12 protein-coding genes are annotated in these 17031 nt (G+C 65.4%); 5 read left to right on the top strand and 7 right to left on the bottom strand.

The window, feature by feature from the left end; genetic code table 11:
• Nucleotides 1-33: 33 nt before the first annotated feature.
• From ACNFBT_RS16165 to ACNFBT_RS16145, 5 genes are all read left to right on the top strand, one after another.
• A complete protein-coding gene (locus ACNFBT_RS16165; RefSeq protein WP_416750977.1) occupies nucleotides 34-1689 on the top strand; it encodes a DUF3300 domain-containing protein in 1656 nt (551 codons plus the stop codon).
• A 10-nt stretch (nucleotides 1690-1699) separates the two neighbouring features.
• Nucleotides 1700-2590 (top strand): DUF2950 domain-containing protein, encoded by an 891-nt coding sequence (locus ACNFBT_RS16160; protein WP_416750975.1) that lies wholly within the window; start codon nucleotides 1700-1702, stop codon nucleotides 2588-2590.
• 290 nt (nucleotides 2591-2880) lie between these two features.
• Nucleotides 2881-3420, top strand: a complete 540-nt coding sequence (locus ACNFBT_RS16155) for an ATP-dependent zinc protease (RefSeq protein ID WP_416750973.1) — start codon at nucleotides 2881-2883, stop codon at nucleotides 3418-3420.
• Between the two features lie 4 nt (nucleotides 3421-3424).
• Nucleotides 3425-4960 (top strand): inactive transglutaminase family protein, encoded by a 1536-nt coding sequence (locus tag ACNFBT_RS16150; protein ID WP_416750972.1) that lies wholly within the window; start codon nucleotides 3425-3427, stop codon nucleotides 4958-4960.
• A gap of 3 nt (nucleotides 4961-4963) precedes the next feature.
• A complete protein-coding gene (locus tag ACNFBT_RS16145) occupies nucleotides 4964-5950 on the top strand; it encodes an alpha-L-glutamate ligase-like protein (protein ID WP_416750970.1) in 987 nt (328 codons plus the stop codon).
• 174 nt (nucleotides 5951-6124) lie between these two features.
• Here the strand turns inward: ACNFBT_RS16145 and ACNFBT_RS16140 are convergent, their stop codons facing one another.
• From ACNFBT_RS16140 to ACNFBT_RS16110, 7 genes are all read right to left on the bottom strand, one after another.
• Nucleotides 6125-7309, bottom strand: a complete 1185-nt coding sequence (locus tag ACNFBT_RS16140; protein ID WP_416750968.1) for a MalM family protein — start codon at nucleotides 7307-7309, stop codon at nucleotides 6125-6127.
• Nucleotides 7310-7320: 11 nt separating this feature from the next.
• Nucleotides 7321-8919, bottom strand: a complete 1599-nt coding sequence (locus tag ACNFBT_RS16135; RefSeq protein ID WP_416750967.1) for an outer membrane protein transport protein — start codon at nucleotides 8917-8919, stop codon at nucleotides 7321-7323.
• Nucleotides 8920-8937: 18 nt separating this feature from the next.
• Nucleotides 8938-9942, bottom strand: a complete 1005-nt coding sequence (locus ACNFBT_RS16130; protein WP_416750965.1) for a transporter — start codon at nucleotides 9940-9942, stop codon at nucleotides 8938-8940.
• Nucleotides 9943-9990: 48 nt separating this feature from the next.
• Complete coding sequence (locus tag ACNFBT_RS16125) at nucleotides 9991-10752, bottom strand: C39 family peptidase (RefSeq protein WP_207887181.1); 762 nt, start codon at nucleotides 10750-10752, stop codon at nucleotides 9991-9993.
• A gap of 74 nt (nucleotides 10753-10826) precedes the next feature.
• Entirely contained in the window at nucleotides 10827-11285 is a 459-nt protein-coding gene (locus tag ACNFBT_RS16120; protein ID WP_416750963.1) for a DUF6160 family protein, read from the bottom strand.
• Nucleotides 11286-11514: 229 nt separating this feature from the next.
• The gene (locus ACNFBT_RS16115; protein ID WP_416750961.1) at nucleotides 11515-14238 is read right to left on the bottom strand and encodes a LuxR C-terminal-related transcriptional regulator; all 2724 of its coding nucleotides are present in this window, start codon (nucleotides 14236-14238) and stop codon (nucleotides 11515-11517) included.
• Nucleotides 14239-16947, bottom strand: a complete 2709-nt coding sequence (locus ACNFBT_RS16110; protein ID WP_416750959.1) for a LuxR C-terminal-related transcriptional regulator — start codon at nucleotides 16945-16947, stop codon at nucleotides 14239-14241.
• Between the last annotated feature and the right edge of the window lie 84 nt (nucleotides 16948-17031).

The raw sequence follows: 17031 nt of genomic DNA, 5'->3' as shown, positions 1-17031 counted from the left end.
GGGCATTCCCCGGCACAGGCAAAGGAGAGCGCCATGCGAGAATGTCAGCACCTGATTCTGGCCGCCCTGCTGGCGTTGGCCGGCTGCGACAAGAGTGAACCGCCCAACGCCAAGGCCGCCGCCCCCAACGCTCCGGCCGCCAGCCAACCGGCACCTGCGGCACCTGCGGCACCCGCGCCGGCAGCCGCGCCAGCAGCGCCTCCTGCGCCCGCCTCCGCGACCGCGGCGCCCCCGGCCGCTCCGGCAAAAACGTCACAGGCAGTATTCAGCGCCGAAGAGCTCGACCAGATGCTCGCGCCGCTGGCGCTGTACCCGGACTCCCTGCTGGCCCAGGTGCTGATGGCCGCCACCTACCCGGGCAACGTGGCCGATGCGGCCGCCTGGTCCAAGGCCCACCCCGGCGTCAGCGGCGATGAAGCCGTGAAGCAGGTTGCCAACCAGCCGTGGGACCCGAGCGTCCAGTCGCTGGTCGCCTTCCCCGTCGTATTGGCCACGCTGGAACAGGACCCCGCCTGGGTACAGCGCGTCGGCGATGCCTTCCTGGCCCAACCCGACGCCGTTATGGACTCCGTCCAGCGCCTGCGCCGCCAGGCCCAGGCCGCCGGCAATCTGAAGTCCAACGAACAGCAGACCATCAGCATCAAGCCGGCTGCGCCGCCCCCCAGCGGTGACACCGTGGTCGTGCAACAGCCTGCCCCCTCGCAGACGATCATCATCGAGCCGACCAACCCGCAGGTGGTCTACGTTCCCAGCTACAACCCCAACCAGGTCTATGGCACCTGGGCCTACCCTTCCAGCCCGCCGACCTACTATCCGCCACCTCCGCAATACCAGTACCCCGTCGCCACCGCGCTGGCCACTGGCCTTGCGTTCGGCGCGGGCGTGGCCATCGTCAACTCGCTCTGGGGCGACTGCGACTGGGACGACCATGAGATCGATGTGGATGTCGAGCACTACAACAACCTCAACAGCAATCGGAACGTGAACCGGAACGTCAACCGCGAACTCAACGGCAATCGGCAGATCAACGGCAGCAACCGCGCCACTTGGCGCCATGACCCCACCTACCGCAACGGCGTGCCCTACCGCGATGCCGCCAGCCGCGAGCAGTACAACCGCCGGCTGGCCGGTGGCGACCAGCGCGAGGCACTGCGCGGCTTCGACTCCGCCCGAGCCGAGGAACGCTCCAGGGCTCGCGAAAGCCTCGCCCAGCGCGGCATCGAGCCGCCGGCGATGAACAATGCCCAGGCCCGCGATCGCGCCCAGGCCGCCACCCGCGACCTGAGGGACAACCCGCAAGCCTTGCAGCGCGCCCAGCAAGGCAATCAGTTGCGCGACAACCAGCAGGCCCGCGAGCGTGCGCAGGCCGCCACCCGCGAATTGGGCAACAACCCTGATGCCCGCCAGCGCGCGCAAAACGTCGCGCAGAACCGCAGCGCCCAGGCACAGCAACGGCCACGGGCGCAGAACAACGCGCAAATCCGCGAACAGGCCCGCCAGCAGCGCGCCAGGACCCAGGCGCCGCGAAACAACGCCTTCGCCGGAGCCAACAACCCGAGGCAATCCCGTGAACTCGCCAACCGCGGACAAGCCAGCCGCGCCGTCGCCAGCCGACCGCAGGCGGCACGCGCCGGCCACACCGTACAACGTCCAGCTCGCGCGCCATCCGGCGGCGGACGGCGCCGATAGGAGACGAGTCATGCATTTCGCATCGCGCCTACTGGCGCTCGCCCTCCTGGGCGCACTGCCCTGCAGCCTGCTGGCGCAGGAAACCTTCCCCACGCCGGAAGCCGCCGCCGACGCCTTCATCACCGCGCTCGGCACCCAGAAGGCTGACCCTGAACGCCTGGCCGCCCTGCTCGGCAAGGATTGGCGCAACTACATCCCACTCGAAGGCATCGAGCGGGAGGAAGTGGACGCCTTCCTCGCGCATTACAAGGTCAAGCACCAGATCGAGAAAGACAGCCCCGAGCGCGCCCACCTGGTGGTCGGCGACGATCCCTGGACGCTGCCCCTGCCGATCCTGCACGAGAAGCAGGGCTGGGCCTTCAACGCCAAGGCGGGCGGTGAGGAAATTCGCATCCGCCGAATCGGCAGCAACGAAGAAGCGGCGGTGAACGCGGTGCAGGCCTACCACGATGCGCAAATGGACTTTGCCGAGGTCGACCGCAATGGCGACGGCATACTGGAATATGCGCAGAAGTTCGTCAGCAGCGACGGTCGCCACGACGGCCTGTACTGGCCGGAGGAGGAAGACGGCGAGGAAAGCCCGCTCGGCCCCCTGTTCGGCGACGAACTCCCGGACGGCGGCTGGCACGGCTACCACTATCGGATACTTACCGCCCAGGGTCCTTCTGCACCCGGCGGCGCCTATGACTACCTGATCGGCGGCAAGATGACCCGTGGCTTCGCCCTGATCGCCTGGCCGGTCCGTTATGGCGACAGCGGCGTGATGAGCTTCATGATCAGCCACGACGGGGAGATCTTCTCCAAGAACCTGGGGCCCAATGGCGACAAGATCGCCCTGAAGATGACCCGCTTCGACCCCGACAGCAGCTGGAACGAAGTCAAGGCTCCGGAAAGCCCCTGAGCCTCCGCGCTCGTCAGTGGCGGCCAGGCTGCCAAGACCTGGGGAAACGAGTGCGGCGACCGCGCCCGTGCGTCCAGTACGCATGGGACGGTCGCCACACGCCAGCAACAAATACCCTGCCAACAGACCAACCGACTGTCGCCACGTAAAAACCACATGGTAGAATCCGCCGCGCTATTGCCTGGCGTCTCTGGGCCCTGCCTGGTGGCGAGCCGGCCCTGCCCGAGCGCGGGAGACGACCGGGACACCTTCTTTTCCAAGGCTTTGCGGCCACCCACTCATCAAGATCTATGAGACTCAAGCCCACTGCCCTGCTGCTCCTGAGCATCGTTCTGTTTTCCGGCGTCAGCGCCGCTGCCGGCAAGACTGTCTACGGTCTGAACGAGTACGCCCGCATCGACGACCTGAGTCTGGAGCTGGCCGCCAAGCTGGACACCGGCGCCAAGACCGCCTCGCTCAGCGCCCGCGACATCAAGCGCTTCAAGCGCGACGGCGAGACCTGGGTACGCTTCTACCTGGCCACCGACACCGCCGACAGCCAGCCCATCGAGAAGCCCCTGGCACGCATCAGCAAGATCAAGCGCCGCCATGGCGACTACGACCCTGACGAGGGCAAGGCCTATACCGCACGCCCGGTGATCGAGCTGGACGTCTGCATGGGCAAGATCAGACGCACCATCGAAGTGAACCTTACCGACCGAAGTGCCTTCCAATACCCGCTGCTGATCGGCTCCGACGCCCTCAAGCGATTCGGCGCCCTGGTCGACCCAAGCCTGAAATACGCCGCCGGCAAACCCGGCTGCCAACCCGTAGCGAAACCTGCCGAGTAATCCCATGCGCTCTCTTACCCTGCATCTGAAGGTCCTGATCGCCATCCTGCTGACGCTGGGCGTCGCGATCACCGCCTACCAGATCTTCATCCTCGGCATCCCGATGAGCGAGGCCGAGACCGACGACTTGTGGAACGTCGACGCCAAGGTCGAGTTCGTCGCCACGCCGAAGACGCCGGTGAAGGTGCAGATGTTCGTGCCGCCGCTGAGCCAGAACTACGTCAGCCTCAACGAGAGCTTCGTGTCCAACAACTACGGCGTGGGCATCAACCGCGCCGACGGCAACCGCAAGGTAACCTGGTCCTCGCGTCGCGCCAGCGGCCAACAGACGCTCTACTACCGCCTGGTGCTGACCAAGCGCTACACCGGCGCCGCTGGCGAGAAGCCCAAGGAAAAAGGCCCGATCTTCCGTGACAGCCTGCCCCTGGAAGGCCCGGAAAAGATCGCCGCCGAGGCCCTGATCGCCCCCATCCGCCAGCATTCGGCGGATGTCGAGACCTTCGTCAGCGAAGCCATCAAGCGCGCCAACAACCTCAACGACGACAACGTCAAGCTGCTGCTGGCCGGCGACACCAGCCTGGAAAAACGCTCCCACGTGGTCGAGACCCTGCTGGCCGTCGCCCACGTGCCGCTGGAGCGCGTGCACACCATCCGCCTGGTGGCCAACCAGCCGCAGCAGCCCGAACTCTGGCTGCGCAGCTACAACGGCAAGGAGTGGCTGTACTTCAACCCCGAAAGCGGCGAGCGCGGCCTGCCCGCCGACCGCCTGATCTGGTGGCTGGGTGATGAAAGCCTGCTGTCCATCGAAGGCGGCAAGAAGGCCCAGGTCAACTTCAGCCTCAACAGCAGCGAGATGAACGCCATCCGCCTGGCCAAGCTTTCGGACGAAAACACCGACGCGGCCTTCCTCGAGTACTCGCTGTACGGCCTGCCGCTGTCCACCCAGCAGACCTTCCAGATCATGATCATGATCCCGTTCGGCGTGCTGGTGATCCTGGTGCTGCGCAACCTGATCGGCATCCAGACCCTGGGGACCTTCACCCCGGTGCTGATCGCCCTGGCCTTCCGCGAAACCGGCCTGCAATGGGGTATCGGCCTGTTCACCGTGATTACCGCGCTGGGCCTGTCGCTACGCTCGTACCTGGAACACCTGAAGTTGCAGATGCTGCCGCGCCTGTCGGTGGTGCTGACCTTCGTGGTGGTGATGATCGCCGCCATCAGCCTGCTCAGCCACAAGCTGGGCTTCGAGAGCGGCCTGTCGGTGGCCCTGTTCCCGATGGTGATCCTGACCATGAGCATCGAGCGCCTGTCGATCACCTGGGAAGAGCGCGGTGCCGCGCACGCCATGAAGGCCGCCATCGGCACCCTGGTCGCCGCCGCCCTGGCGCACATCCTGATGCGCATTCCGGAGCTGGTGTACTTCGTGTTCACCTTCCCGGCCGTGCTGCTGATCCTGGTGGCGTTCATGCTGGCGATGGGTCGCTACCGCGGATACCGCCTGACCGAACTGTTCCGCTTCAAAGCCTTCCTCAAGGACTAAGCCATGTTCGGCCTGATCAAGCGATGGAAAGCCCTGAGCGCCCTCGGCATCATGGGCATCAATCGGCGCAACGCGGACTACGTGCTCAAGTACAACAAGCGGCACCTGTACCCGATCGTCGACGACAAGATCATCACCAAGCAGCGTGCGATCGAGGCGGGCATCCACGTACCGGAAATGTACGGGATCATCTCCACCGAGAAAGAGATCGAGCGTCTGCCGGAGATCATCGGTGAGCGTAACGACTTCGTGATCAAGCCGGCGCAGGGCGCCGGCGGCGACGGCATCCTGGTGATCGCCGACCGCTTCGAGGGCCGCTACAAGTCGGTCTCCGGGCGGATCATCAGCCACGAGGAAATCGAGCACCAGCTGTCGAGCATCCTCACCGGCCTGTACTCGCTGGGCGGTCACCGCGACCGCGCGCTGATCGAATACCGCGTGACCCCGGACCCGATCTTCAAGAGCATCAGCTACGAAGGCGTGCCGGACATCCGCATCATCGTGCTGCTGGGCTACCCGGTGATGGCCATGCTGCGCCTGCCGACCCGCCAGTCCAACGGCAAGGCCAACCTGCACCAGGGCGCCATCGGCGTGGGCGTGGACCTGGCCACCGGCCAGACCCTGCGCGGCACCTGGCTGAACAACAAGATCAGCAAGCACCCGGACACCACCAACGCGGTGGACGGCGTGCAACTGCCCAACTGGGACGGCTTCATGAAGCTCGCCGCCGGCTGCTACGAGCTCTGCGGCCTGGGCTACATCGGCGTGGACATGGTGCTGGACCAGGACAAGGGCCCGCTGATTCTCGAACTGAACGCCCGCCCCGGGCTGAACATCCAGATCGCCAACGACTGTGGCCTGACCCTGCGCACCCATGCCGTCGAGGCGCACATCGCTGAGATGGAAGCCCAGGGCGTGAAGGAGACCGTGGAGGAGCGCGTGCGCTTCGCCCAGCAGCTGTTCGGGCACGTTCGGCCGAAGGAAATCTAAGGCGTCCTGCCCCATGAAAAAGCCCGGCGATTGCCGGGCTTTTTCATGGGGCCGCGAAAGGCAGGGCGGCACCTGTAGGAGCGAGCTTGCTCGCGAACGGATTCCTCGGTGACTTCGGTGTTGGGCGGTTCGCGAGCAAGCTCGCTCCTACGAAGGGCTATCCGGTGCAACGGATCAGCGCACCACCGCCAACTCGAACCCACCCTGGTCGCCATGCTCGCGCACTTTCATCCCCGCCTCGTTCACCGCCAGGTTCTCCAGCGGGCGCTTGTACGGCTTGTTGTCGAGGGTCTGCAGGCTGCGATCCTCATCCGTGGTGAGCAGCAACACGTAACGCTCGCCCTGGTTGGCGCGCACCGGCACCGTGCCTTCGATGAAGGCGTAGCGGTACCAGGTTTCCGGGTTGAGCTTGTACACCGCATCACTCACCAAGCGGGTCGGGCGCTTGCGCTCGTCGAGGAACAGCAGCGACGGATAGACCACCTGGTGGTTGGCGAAGCTGCGTACACGCAGGCCGTAAACCCGCTGTGAGCTGGGCAGCTTCATCGCCACGAAGTAGCTCTTGCCCATGGGAAAGTCGAAGCTCGGGGAGAACTTGTTCAGCTCTTCATAGCGCGGCTCTTCCGCGCTCAGCTCGGTGAAGTCGCCATCGGCCATCTGCTCGCAGCAGCGACGCTGCAGGTCCTGGTAGAGATCGTCGAGGGTCTTGCCGCTGCCCTTGAGCAGTGCCTTCATGGCATCAGTCTGCTCGCCGCTGCCATCCAGGCCGGGCAGCTCCGGCGGGCGTGATTTGAACTCGATCTGCCGCCCCTCGGTGTAGGCAACCTTGCTGCCACCCTGCTCGCCCCGGCGGAACGCTTCGGCCCGCTGCTCCGCGCTGATCGGCGAGTTGTGCATGCGGCCCTGCTCGTCGACCCAGGTGTAGTACGGGTTGCCGTTCTCGCTGCGGACGAAGCCCTTGTCCTCGTAGGCCTCGGCATCGATGTATTCCGAAGAGTGGTCGCCGTTGGGCAGCACGTAGTCGGCGCGGCCGGGCGGCACCTGGCCGGCCGCGTAGAAGCTGTTCTGGATGTTGCCCTGGGCGTCGACCCAGGTGAAGTAGCGGCGCTTGCTCTCCCCCGCCGGCTGCGCGCCCGGCCACTGGGTGCCGGACACGTCGAGCTGGCGTGCCCGGTCGCTCTGGTCGATGCGCTTGTCGGCCTGGCGTTGCTGCTGGCTGAAGCTGGCGTCGACGAAGGTGTTGTGCACCTGGCCATTGTCGTCCACCCAGGACAGGTATCGCCCACTGGCGGCCTGCATCGCCGGGGCGGCCAGTCCGGCGGCGATCAGGCAGCCCGTCAGCAGAGTCCGCTTGCCCATGTCCGATGCCCTCAGAAAGTCGTCCGATACGTCATGGCGAAGATATAGGCCTTCACCGTGGTGCTGACGTCAAGCCCCGCATAGGGGTTGTAGACCAGGTTGTCGATGCCGGTGCAGTTCAGGTTGCAGCTGGTACCGGACTTGATGCTCTGCTTGGAGACGAAGTAGTTGAAGCCCAGGTCGATCACCGTGTCCTTGTCCCACTGGTAGCCCAGGCCCAGACCATAGAGATCGGCGTCGCCGATCGGCACCAGGGCGTCGGCCTTGTCCTTGGGGATCGCCGAAGGACGGTACTCGTAGCCGGCGCGCAGCTGCAGGCGGTCGTTGACGTCGTACTGCATGCCCATGGCGTAGCTCCAGGTGTCCTGGTAGCCGCGGTCGAGGATGATGCTGTGGTCGGTGGCGCCATTGGGTGCGAAGTTCTTGGCGATGCGCAGCAGATCGAGCTCCTTGTCGAACTCGATTTCCAGCTTGTTCCAGTCGCTGTAGTCGGTCCACTTCAGGTCGAAGTTGAACTGCCACTTGTCGAACGGGCGCAGCTTGATGCCGGTGGAAAAGCTGTCCGGGTTGACCATGTTCATGGTCGCCACGCCGTGCTCCTCGTCCGTGTTGCCGTAGGGGAACAGCGGGCTCAGGAAGGCGCCGAAGATCGAGCCTTGCAGGCCCGACCAGAAGCCCTGCCAGTCCTTGGTGTAATCGACCCGGTACTTGCCCTTGAGGTGCATGCGCGACTCGCTCTGGTAGGTCGCGCCCCACGCGAACCAGTCGCGGGGCTCCCAGAGGACGCCGAGGTTGAAGCTCGGCGAGAGACTCTGCTGCATGTCCAGCTTCAGGTTGGCCAGCGAGTCGTAGGGGCCGATGCGGCCACCGCAGACGTTGAACACCAGCTCGACGATCTCCTGCGCGCCCGGCACGCAGGTGGTGTCGTGCAGGGTCTGCAGCAGGCCGGTGAGCAGGCCGGGGTTGCGGAAGTCGGTATCCAGGGCCATCGCCTGGTGCGAGAAGCCGATCGACAGGCCCGCTGAAAGCGTGTCGTTGATCTCGTAGCCCACCGAGGGCGAGAAGTAGGTGATGCGCTGCAGCGACACCCGGCGCCCTTCGTAGCGTGCCGGATCGCTGTCGGAGTCGCGCGAGTAGCCCAGCGCCTGGGGTGCGTAGACGTTGGTGGCGAAGGTGAATTTCGACCCCGGCGGATTGATCGAAAGCCCGGCCAGCGGTGCCACCAGCAACGGCATGTCGGTCATCCCGCCCAGACCCGGCAGGTACATGGTCGGGGTCAGGGTGCGGCTGCTGCTGTTGGCCACCGGGTCGTCATCGAGCCCGAAGGCGGCGGCGCCATAGTTCGGCGGCGCCTTGAAGTCGGCGCGGATGTCCATCACCCCGCTGACCAGCTTGAGCTGGGTCTGCCGGCCCTTGAGCTTGGTCAGCGCGGCGGGGTTGTAGTGCACCGCGTCGATGCCGGTGGAGTCGGCGGTGACGGCGTTGGCCATGGCCATCGCCTTGGGGTTGCCGATGGTCAGATCGTTGGCCAGTTGAGCGCAGGCCAGCGACGTCCAGCCAAGACTCACCCCTGCCATCGCCAACGCGAGTGGCGAAATGCGCATTGTCATGTGGTGTTCGCTCGTCGGTTACTGGGCTTTGAGGCCTTGGATATCCAGGGGTAGGGACAGCCCCAGCAGTACATCCGGCGAGTCTTCGGTCAGACCGAAACCGGCGTTCACGTTGACGATGTAGTCAGGTGACGTTCGCAAACCGAGCGAGAAGTTCATGATCGCGCTGGTCTGCTCGGGCGCCTCCACCGTACGGTCGTTGAAGTAGTACTTGTTCTTCAGCGAGTAGGCCATCTGGTAGGAGGTGGCGAGCGAGACGTCGTAGGACAGCGCGTAGGCCATGCCCATGGCGAAGTTGATGGTATCGCCGGGCACCACCTTCTCCAGTTCTTCGCCGTACTGGGTCTGGTGGATGCTGTCGACCTGCATGTTGTAGGTGTAACCGAGCGAGCCGTAGAGCACGACCGGGTCGATCACGTAGGAGGTGTTGGCGCCCACGCCCAGGCTGTAGTAACCGTTGCCGGTGGAGACGTCCTTCTCGACGTTCATGTCGTAGGGGCTGTCGCCGGTGGGCAGGCCGAGGGTGGCGTAGAGGGTGGTGACCGGGCGCCCGCGGCGCGACTCCCAAGGCTGCCAGCGCAGGGTCGCGGAGATGTCGCCCAGGCTGTAGGCATGGATGTCGCGTTCGGTGTCGTACTTGGCCACGAACGGAAGGCGCATGCTGAAGGTCAGGTTGTCCCAGATGCCGTAGTCGAAGGTGAAGGAGTTGGTGAAGGTGTGCTGCGCCTCACTCTGCGCCAGCACGCTGTAGACGTTCTGGCCACTGCGCACGGCCTGGATGCGGGTGTCGCGCATCAGCGAGTAATCGAAACCATAGGTGAGCTGGCGCTCGCCCTTCTTGAGCAGGGTGTAGCTCTTCTCGGTAGCCTGGAACACCTGCTCGAGCGCCTTGGCGCTGTCGGCATCGGTGTCCTTCTTGGCCAGCGCATCGCGTGCATCCTCGGACGTCGCCTCTTCCGCCATGGCGGCGGCGCTTACCAGCAAAGCCAGAGCGGCAACGCACGCAAACCCCTTCAAATTCATGTTGCTATCCCCTGGTCTTGTTCTTATTCGTACGGGCCGATCGGGCAATCACTTGCGCCGGATGTATTGGACATCCCCCTTCGTTGCGGCTTCGCCGATCTGGTTCTGGGTGAGCTTGCTCATCTCCGGGAACTCCCGGAACGCCAGCAGGCTGACGGTGCGGTCATCCACCAGGCGCAGGTCGGTGTCCTGCAGCGCCAGGGCATTCCTGGGCTCCTGGCCACTGGGGTAGATGACGAACAGGACGTTCTGGTCCCAGATGTCCTCGAAACGGGCGCGGGTGAAACTGATGTTGCCCAAGGCAGGATCGGCAACGAAGACGTGGTCGTTGTAGACATCGCGGACCACGACGAAATGCTTGAAGCCGGCATAGTGGATCGGCACCAGCGCCGGGTGTTCGAGCGAGTCCAGGTCGGAGAACTCGGCACGGAAGCCGCCACTCTTGTAGCCGAGTGCGGCGGCATAGCGCTTCATGTCCAGAAGCGAGAATCCACGGCGCTGGACGATCTTGTCGGCCTCGCCGTACTTGATCAGGCCCTCCATGACCTGACGCTCTTCCAGGTTGCGCCCCAGGTAGTAGTCCAGCAGCGTGGTCAGCGCCGCCGAGCCGCAGCTGTAGTCATAGGCCTGGTGGATGACGTTGCGAAACTGCACCTGGCTCATCGGTTCAAGCTGTACCGACTCGCGGAACGGACCATTGGGTGTGAGCGGCTGCGAGATGTTCACTGTGCCCTGCTGTTGTGGCTTGGTATCCACGGCCTGGGTAAAACCGAACAGCCCCAGCAGGCTTCCCAGCAATATCTCGAACATCCACTCCTCCTCGATCGGGAAAAGCCTTGCCGGCTGGACGCCGGCAAGACCCGTCTGGAACTACACGCGGTCGATCAGTGACCCCAGATGCGAACCTGGGAACCGGCGAGGTTCAGGTTGGAAACGGTCAGCGAGCCGATGCTGGCGCCGCCGGAGCCGACCTTGACGGCGTCGACGGTGACGTTGCCGGTGATGCTCGGCAGGCCCAGTTGCAGCTGCTGGGTCGCAACAGCGGCGCCGCCGGACAGCGGTTTGACGTCGTTGGTAACGACGTCGACGGTCATCGGGGAGTCGTCGCTGATGGTGACGCTCGGCAGGTGGATGCCTTCGAGCACCAGGGAACCGCCCTTGGTATCGGCGTCGGTGTAGGTGACCGCACCGATCTGTGCATTGAAGGTACCGGCGATGCTGATGCCGTCCTGGCCGGTCACACCGGACAGAGCAGCGTCATCCATGGATTGCATGTCGGCATGTGCCAGGAACGGAGTAGCCAGAACTGCGCTTGCAAGAACCAGTTGCTTGATTTTTTTCATTGTTATTTCTCTCCAGTGTTCAGGTGGGTTGCCCCAGGCACTGCAAGGGGCGTCCTGCCCCGCTGCAGGTCGGCCGGCTACGCCGGCCCTCCAGACCCACAGCTACTTCCCTAGGCGCCGTGGGCATGGATTCGTGAAGCACCATGCTTCGCGTCCTGATCTCCAAGCTACTGACCCGCCCCCCACCTGCCAGCCCATCCAAGGGATGGCGCAAAACCCACCGCCTGACTCAGGCTTCGCTGAGCAAGCCCAGGCTCTTGCCCTTGAGCACCGCCTGGGTCCGGCTGCGCACACCGAGCTTTGCGAACAGGTTGTGCAGATGCCACTTGATGGTGGCCTCCGACAGATGCACCGCCTGGGCGATGTCCCGGTTCGACAAGCCTGCCGCCACGAGCCGCAGGATCTCCCGCTCGCGGTGACTAACATCCTGATTTTCATCGAAACTTTCAGGGTCGACGGAGAGCCGCCGGCACTGTTCGCGAAGCATTTCCGCCACCCCTTGCCAGGCAGCGGCACGCTTGGGTTCGGCCGTTTTCCAGGCTTCCCACAACGGCAGCAGCCACAGGGCGTCGTCCTGGAACAGCCGGCGGTAGCCCAGATTCCACGCCTCTTCCAGCGTCGGCGCGAACAAGGCAAAGGCTTTTTCGCTGTTACCTTTCTGCCAAAACGCCACAGAAAGTAACAACGACAAGCGCAACCGCCGGTCGCGCTGGTAGGGCGAGGTGAAGCCCGCCAGACAGGCTTCCAGGCGCTGCTGCGCGCGCTCGGCATGGCGCTCGGACAGCGCCAGGCGCGCCTCGGCCATCACCAGCGCGGACTGGGCGTCGGCGTAGCGCTCGGCGGAGAGTCCGGAGAGATGCCGCGCCAGTTGCAGGCACACTCGCTCCGCCTCGTTCGGCCGGCGCATCCACAGCAGCAGCTGCACCTTGCAGCTCATGGCCAGCGCGTAGACCCGCTCATAACCCGGCGACTGCAGGCCGACCAGCCATTCGTCGAGCTGGGCCAACCCCTGTTCGGACTCGCCGGCGAAGAATCGCGCCTTGGCCATCACCAATTGGCCACGGCTGAGCAGTTCCACGGGCGTGGCGACATCGCGCCAGGTGGTCGCCAAGGGCAGCTCGGCGAGGATCGCGGCATGCCGGTCCTGCTCGTAGAGAATGTCGGCATAGGCCAGCGACAGCGGGCCGCCGACCCGGCTGCGGCGGCCGAACACCCGCTCCACCCGGCCGCGCGCGCTCTCGGCGATGGTGCGGCCGCGCTCCAGCTCGCCGCGCTCCTTGCAGATCAGCGCCTCGATCATGCTCGCCACGACCTGCAGGTACTCGCTGTCGGCCATCCGCAGGCATTCCCGTGCGACCCCGATGGCGCTCGCCGCCTCGGCATAATCCCCCAGCAGCGCATACGCCGCCGCCTGGATGCACGACAGGCTGGCGCGAAACACCGGCTGATTGCCCGGCACCAGCGCCAGCCACTGGCGGGCCACCTTCAGGCAGCCCTCCAGCTTGTCCTGGTAGAGCAGCACCAGCGCTTTGAGCACCTGGGCCACCGCCAGCAACTCGGCCAGGCCGAAGTTGCGCGCCTTGCCCTGCCCTTGCAGCAACCGGACGCTGAGCTCCTCGATCAGCGCCTCGGCCTCGGCGAACTTCTGCTCGAAGGCCAGCTGCCAGGCATAGAAAATCTGGAACACCGGATGCTCGCGGATCACCTCGGCGGGAATGCTGCCGAGCATGCCGAGGATGCCGTAGACGCGGTTGCCGGCGATCAGCTTGGCGCCCTGGCGCTCCAGCAGGTCGGCGGCAAAACCGTAATCGCGGGCGCGCAGCGCGTACTTGATCGCGCGGTCGGCCATGTCATGGCTCTCGCACCAGCGCGCGGCGGCGTGCAGCAGCGGCGTCGGATCCGCGTGCCGGGCCAGCCGGCCCTGGAGGAACTCGGCGAACAGGTGGTGGTAGCGGAACCATTCGCGCTGGTCGTCCAGCGGGATGATGAAAAGCTGCTCGTTCTGCAACCGCATCAGCATGTCCAGGCCGTCGCGGCGGCCGGTCAGCGCGTTGCACAGCTCGGCGCAGAACTCGTCCAGCACCGAGGTCTGGTCGAGGAACTGCTGCAGCGATTCGGGCAGGCTGCGCAGCACGTCCTCGGCCAGGTAGTCGGCGAGGTCGCGCTCGGAGCCGGACAAGCCCTTGAGGAACGCCGCGCGATCCGGATGTCGCACCAGCGCCAGCGCCGCCAGGTGCAGCGCGGTAATCCAGCCCTCGGTGCGTTTGTGCAGCAGCTTGAGCTCGGCGTCGCTGAGCGACAGTCCCTTGAGCTCGATGAGGTAGGTGTCGGTCTCTTCGCGGGTCAGGCGCAGGTCGTCGCCGCTCAGGCAGAAGGTCAGCGGCGCGAGCGCCGGCTCATCGACCAGGAAGCGCGGGCGATAACGGGTGCTGGTGACCAGCCGCACGCTCTCCGGCAGGTGCTCGATCAGGTAGCGCGCGCCATGGGCCAGGGCCGGATGGCGAATCTGGTGGAAGTCGTCGAGGATCAGGTACAGCGGGCCGTCGAGCCGACTGAGGTCGGACAGGAAGGCATCGATGACACCCTCCAGCGGCAGGGTCATGTCCGACTGCAACAGGTTCGAGGTGTTGACGCCGAAGCCTTCCTCGACGCTGCTGATGCTCGCCACCAGGTACTGCACCAGGCGTTGCGGCTCGCTGTCACCCTCGTCGCAGGACAGCCAGGCCACCCGCGCCCCGCTCTGCTGCAGACGCTGGCGGAACAGGCTGAGCACGGTGCTCTTGCCGAATCCCGCCGGCGCGCTGAGCACCAGGACCCGCTGCTGGCGGGCGGCGAACAGGCGATCGATCAGCGCCCGGCGCGGCAGCAGCGCGGTGCTGTCGGTGCGCGGCGGGAACAGTTTGGTACGCAGCAGCGGCATCGGCGGCTGCGGCAGGGAGGTCAGGGTCGTCATTCAGAGCAGACTCAGCTCGCGGGCACGGCGGATCGCCTGGGTACGATTGCGTACCTTGAGCTTCTCGTAGATGTTGTGCAGGTGCCATTTGACGGTACCGAGCGCCAGCGACAGCTGTCGGCCGATCTCCTCGTTGGAGAGCCCCTGCGCGGCCAGGCACACCACCTCGCGCTCGCGGTCGGTCAGACCTTCCTCGAGCGCTTCGGGCGACCTGCGTGCTTCCTGCCCCGGCCAGACGGTCAGCAGACCGCGAATGAACGCCTGCAGGGCCGGTTGTCGCTCAGTGGATTCGAGCTGCTGCAACAGCTGGCGAATCCCCTCACCTTCTTCGATGAAAATGCTCCGTACCCCTTCCCGCTCGGCGCCGACCAGGCATTGCCCGAGGAGGCTGTGGGAACGCTCCTGGTAACCCAGGCGCTGGTAGCTCAGCGCCGCCAGCAGGTCCAGGCGCAGACGCTGCAGGCCGTGCCACCCCGGCTGCAGCATACCGCGCAGCTGGGTGATCTCGTGCAGCGCCTCACTGAAATGCCCGCGCGCCTGCAACAGGCGCACGCGGCTGATGCCCAGCACCCAGAGCACCGGGTTGAACGGCATCTGCTTGTAATGGCTGGCGAGCTTCTGCCAGTCGATGGCCTTCAGGCGCTGCTCGGCGCGCTTGCAGCGGTCGGTGGCCGGCTCCTGCAGGATCAGGTTGATTTCCTCGCCCACCGCCATGGCGAAGAAACGCCAGGAGTGATTGCGCGAGGCCAGGGTCTGCATCAGCCCGAGGGTGCTCAACGCCTCCTTGCCGCGCCCCTGCAGGCGCTGGACGCGCGCCAGGCATTGCATGCCCTGGGCGTAGAGGTCGATCGGGTTGACCACGTCGACCCGCCCCAGCGCCCAGCGCAGGCGCTCTTCGAGGCCGTCGATGTCGGTGCGGTAATAAGCGGTCAGCGCCTCGGCAATCGTCGGCAGCGCCAGGGCCTGGGAGCGCTTGTCGAACAGCGGCATGGCCTGCTGGCGGAGACGCTCGATGAGCAACTGCGCCTGTTTGACCTGGCCCTGCTCCAGCGCCAGCACCACTTCGATGGTGGAGAGCTGCATGTGCAGGTAGCGGCCATCGAGGAAGTGATTGCGCTGCTGCGCCAGTCCCATCAGCCGCCGGGCCTGATCGGCCTGTCCGCGCACCACCTGGGCGAAGGCGGCGATCAGCAGCACCGCGCCCTCGAGGAATGCGGAGTTGCGCCCCAGCTGGCTCTCGACCTTCCGGGCCAGGGTGATGCACTGCTCCAGGTCGTCCTTCTGCAGCGCCAGCACGGCCTTGACCGCCAATGCGGAGAGGTACTGGTCGCCCATCGGGCCGCTGCCCTTGGGGTCGCCCCAGCGCGCCAGCAGCTCATCGATCATGCGATTGGCTTCGGGCAGGCTGAGATCCGAGGCACGGGTCCAGACATCGCTGAGCACCAGGATCGGGTAGCGCTCGGCGATTTCGTTCGGCACGTGGCGGCGCCAGCGCGAGATCAGGTACAGCTGGCCACGGTTGATCAGCTCCAGGCCGCAGCCGTCCACCAGCGCGGCAAGCATCTCCGGGTCCTCGGCCAGGCAGGCATGCTCGATGGCCAGGGTCGGCATGTGGTGGTTGGTGAACCAGAGGCTGGCGTTGAAGTGCAGTTGCTTGAAGCGTTCAGGGTCTCGCTCGCGCAGGCGCGCACGGAGGAAATCGGCGAACAGCTGGTGGAAGCGGTACCACTGGCGGTCGCGGTCCAGCGGCAGGAGGAACAGCTGCATGCTGTCCAGGCGCTCCAGCAGGGCCTGGCCGTCCTGGCGGCCGGTCAGGGTGTTGGCCAGGTCGCCGCTCAACCGGTTGGCGATGCTCAGCGCCAGCAGCGCGTCCTGGATATCGCTTGGCAGGCGCTCGAACACCACCCGCAGCAGATAGTCGCCCACAGCGGCCTTGTCGCTGCTCAGCGGTTTGAGGTCCTCGGGCGTTCCCGGCTGCTGGCGCAGCCACAGGCTGACCAGATGCACGCCGGCCACCCAACCCTCGGTCTGGTTGTGCAGACTCTGCAGACAGGTATCGTCCAGTTGCAGGCCGTCGCGGGCGAGGTATTCGCGGGTTTCGTCTTCGCTCAGGCGCAGCTCGTCCTGGCCGATTTCCAACAACAGGCCCTTGGCGCGCCAGGTGGCGAGGTTCAGCGGCGGCTGTGAGCGGCTGCCGATGGCCAGGGTGAGCCCGGGTGGCGCGTACTGCACCAGGCGGTTGAGGCCGGTGAACACGTCGGCGTGGCTGATCGCATGAAGATCGTCCAGCACCAGCAGCACCTGGTGCTCATGGCGCGACAGGTCGATCAGCAGGCTTTCCATGACCGCCACCACCGGCACGCGCATGGTGTTCTGCAGGTAGCCCTGTGCGTCCTCGCCGATACCGGGCAAGGCGCCGGACAACGCCTGGATGAGCTTCAGGCAGAAGCGGCCGGGGTCGTCGTCCTGTTCTTCGAGCGAAATCCAGGCGACGGCATTGCCGTTCACTTCGCGCGCTCTGGCCATTGCCGCGAGGGCGGTGGTCTTGCCAAAACCGACCGGTGCGGTGAACGAAAGCACGGAGGCGTATGGATGACGATCCAGAGCATTCTGGAGTCGGGGACGAATCAAATAATCAGCAGGCACCTGAGGGGGTGTTAATCTGGAGCGCGAAAGGCTGCCGGCTGCGGGCTCAAGTACTACATCCACGGCCTGTATCCCTATGTCATTATCGTTGTGGTACGGAGCATAATCCCCGCGGGATAATTCAATTCTTAACAGAATGCGTTTCCT

Origin of the sequence: Pseudomonas sp. NY15181 (assembly GCF_048068055.1) — a bacterium.
Taxonomy (GTDB): domain Bacteria; phylum Pseudomonadota; class Gammaproteobacteria; order Pseudomonadales; family Pseudomonadaceae; genus Pseudomonas.
This window is presented reverse-complemented; position numbering and strand designations above follow the sequence as displayed.

Excerpts from the sequence above, each read along its gene's own strand:
- ACNFBT_RS16140 (WP_416750968.1), bottom strand. The coding sequence starts at position 7,309 with ATGGGCAAGCGGACTCTGCTGACGGGCTGCCTGATCGCCGCCGGACTG.
- ACNFBT_RS16165 (WP_416750977.1), top strand. The coding sequence starts at position 34 with ATGCGAGAATGTCAGCACCTGATTCTGGCCGCCCTGCTGGCGTTGGCC.
- ACNFBT_RS16115 (WP_416750961.1), bottom strand. The coding sequence starts at position 14,238 with ATGACGACCCTGACCTCCCTGCCGCAGCCGCCGATGCCGCTGCTGCGT.
- ACNFBT_RS16160 (WP_416750975.1), top strand. The coding sequence starts at position 1,700 with ATGCATTTCGCATCGCGCCTACTGGCGCTCGCCCTCCTGGGCGCACTG.
- ACNFBT_RS16155 (WP_416750973.1), top strand. The coding sequence starts at position 2,881 with ATGAGACTCAAGCCCACTGCCCTGCTGCTCCTGAGCATCGTTCTGTTT.
- ACNFBT_RS16150 (WP_416750972.1), top strand. The coding sequence starts at position 3,425 with ATGCGCTCTCTTACCCTGCATCTGAAGGTCCTGATCGCCATCCTGCTG.
- ACNFBT_RS16130 (WP_416750965.1), bottom strand. The coding sequence starts at position 9,942 with ATGAATTTGAAGGGGTTTGCGTGCGTTGCCGCTCTGGCTTTGCTGGTA.
- ACNFBT_RS16125 (WP_207887181.1), bottom strand. The coding sequence starts at position 10,752 with ATGTTCGAGATATTGCTGGGAAGCCTGCTGGGGCTGTTCGGTTTTACC.
- ACNFBT_RS16145 (WP_416750970.1), top strand. The coding sequence starts at position 4,964 with ATGTTCGGCCTGATCAAGCGATGGAAAGCCCTGAGCGCCCTCGGCATC.
- ACNFBT_RS16135 (WP_416750967.1), bottom strand. The coding sequence starts at position 8,919 with ATGACAATGCGCATTTCGCCACTCGCGTTGGCGATGGCAGGGGTGAGT.
- ACNFBT_RS16120 (WP_416750963.1), bottom strand. The coding sequence starts at position 11,285 with ATGAAAAAAATCAAGCAACTGGTTCTTGCAAGCGCAGTTCTGGCTACT.